Source organism: Prochlorococcus sp. ALOHA_ZT_50 (assembly GCF_022447305.1).
Lineage (GTDB): Bacteria > Cyanobacteriota > Cyanobacteriia > PCC-6307 > Cyanobiaceae > Prochlorococcus_A.
Map to the genome: position 1 here is coordinate 1 of NZ_JAKVCI010000068.1, position 1,758 is coordinate 1,758.

General features: G+C 33.7%; 2 protein-coding genes and 1 pseudogene. All 3 read left to right on the plus strand.

Translation table 11 applies throughout. The features are described from left to right. Window positions 1-275: DUF1824 family protein (locus MK115_RS09295; protein ID WP_287610957.1), on the plus strand; the 275-nt coding region annotated here is incomplete at its 5' end. 155 nt (window positions 276-430) lie between these two features. Beyond that, window positions 431-1,309, plus strand: coding sequence for a glycine--tRNA ligase subunit alpha (glyQ, locus tag MK115_RS09300; RefSeq protein ID WP_287610959.1), 879 nt, complete (start codon window positions 431-433; stop codon window positions 1,307-1,309). Between the two features lie 126 nt (window positions 1,310-1,435). Then, window positions 1,436-1,758, plus strand: a pseudogene (locus MK115_RS09305) (porin); the annotation flags it as partial.

Genomic DNA, 1,758 nt, shown 5'->3' on the forward strand with positions numbered 1-1,758 from the left:
ATTGGATAACAATTGGAATAATGGCACCTAGTGATGATATGGCTATTGAAGCGTTACAATCAATTTCTAAGAAATATTCCTCAATTAAATTTGGTAATCTAGGTTCCCTTCATGCTGATGGGGGTGTTTTTTTAAAAGCTAATCAAAAAACTAGTAATGTTTTTGTCAGATCTGAAAATGGTCTTGGAGAAGGAATTTTAATAACATGTCAGTATGACGAAGATGCTAAAGAATCTAATACTTTTGGACCATTGCCATTAGATTTTTTTACATAATTAATTCCTCATTTATTTTTTATCACGGATCTAATTCTATGAGGGCTTTACCGGATGATAATTTTGAGGAATTGGATTTCAAAATATTTTTTACTTTAAAGCTTTGTTATTATGTCTACTGGCATTGATCTAAATTTTTCCACTATTTTAATTTAATGTTTTTTCAGGATATAATTCAAAATTTAAATAATTTTTGGTCAGAAGAAGGTTGTTTGATTATGCAGCCATATGATACCGAAAAGGGTGCTGGAACAATGAATCCGCATACTTTTTTAAGGGCTATTGGACCAGAGCCTTGGAGTGTTGCATATGCAGAGCCATGTAGAAGACCTACAGATGGACGTTTTGGCGATAATCCAAATAGGGCGCAACATTACTTTCAATATCAAGTAATAATTAAACCTTCACCGGAAGGAATCCAGGAAAAATATTTGACATCTCTAGAATCTCTTGGAATTAATCCTAGAAATCATGACATAAGATTTGTGGAAGATAATTGGGAGTCGCCAACACTTGGAGCTTGGGGTGTAGGTTGGGAAGTTTGGTTGGACGGAATGGAAGTTACTCAATTTACTTATTTCCAACAATGCGGAGGTATAGATTGTAATCCAATCCCAATTGAAATCACTTATGGATTAGAGAGGATTGCAATGTTTTTGCAGGATAAGGAAAGTATCTGGGACTTAAATTGGAACAAAGATTTGAAATATAGCGATATTTGGCTTCAATTTGAAAAAAGTCAATGCTCTTATAATTTTACTGAATCTAGTGCTGACAATCTCAGGAAATTATTTGAAATTTACCAAGCTGAGGCAAATAATTTAATAGAAAAGAAATTAACTTATCCTGCCCTTGATTTTGTTCTGAAGTGTAGTCATACATTTAATCTTCTTGATGCTAGAGGAGTAATTTCAGTTACAGATCGTGCACAATATATTGAAAAGATTCGAAAATTAGCAAGAGAAGTTGCATCCTCTTGGATGGAAGAAAGAAATGGTTTGAATTTTCCCTTAATAAAAAACACTTTTAAATAACTATCTCAAGTTCAAGATTATGTAGCATTTGTTACTTGAAGTTGAATCTATTATTCCTACCCAAAAAGGTTGTCTCCGATAAAATTCAAATACCCATTTCTATGGGTAATTTTAGTGTGAGGTAAAATGAAACTCTTCCAACAAATGTTGGTTGCAGGTGCTTCTTTGAGTTTATTGACTCCAGTTGTTGCACAGGCATCCGATATTAGTATTGAAGAAATGAATGACTACGTACGTAGCAGCAAATCTTCAAAAAAATTTAGTAGCAAAACGTTTATTAACGAAGTTAGTGACGAAATTGCAAATCTTAATGGTCCTGTTGACGGTTCAGAAGTTCAACAAAATGGGTTAGAAGCTGGCAGCTTTTCTGACACAACTACACTTGATGGTAGTGCTGTTTTTGCTGCTACAGCAATAGATGGTGCAACAAAGGTAAATTCATCTGCAAC

Bases quoted from the DNA above. Each gene is read 5' to 3' on its own strand.
- glyQ (WP_287610959.1), top strand. From the start codon at position 431: ATGTTTTTTCAGGATATAATTCAAAATTTAAATAATTTTTGGTCAGAA.